This window comes from Pelorhabdus rhamnosifermentans, assembly GCF_018835585.1.
GTDB lineage: Bacteria > Bacillota > Negativicutes > UMGS1260 > UMGS1260 > Pelorhabdus > Pelorhabdus rhamnosifermentans.
On the sequence record NZ_JAHGVE010000135.1, the window covers coordinates 1 to 274 of the forward strand.

Genomic DNA, 274 nt, shown 5'->3' on the forward strand with positions numbered 1-274 from the left:
GGGCCATGCCTGCGTTCTCGCCCGCATTCAGCAGGCGGAACAGGGTGGCCTTTTCCGTATGGTCGGGCTGGGCCGGATAGCCGGGGGCAGGGCGAATGCCCTGATATTGCTCGGCGATCAGGTCGTCGATGCTGGTGGCCTCATCCGGCTTGTAGCCCCACAGCTGGGTGCGGACTTCCTTGTGCAGGCGTTCGGCGAAGGCCTCGGCCAGGCGGTCGGCCAGCGCCGTGGCCATGATGGATGAATAGTCGTCGCCTGCGTCCTTGAACCGTTT

At 65.3% G+C, this 274-nt stretch carries 1 protein-coding gene; it reads right to left on the minus strand.

Going from position 1 to position 274, the window contains the following annotated elements:
- Nucleotides 1-274 (minus strand): vitamin B12 dependent-methionine synthase activation domain-containing protein (locus Ga0466249_RS26080; protein WP_215832401.1); only part of this gene is annotated, 274 nt, incomplete at both ends.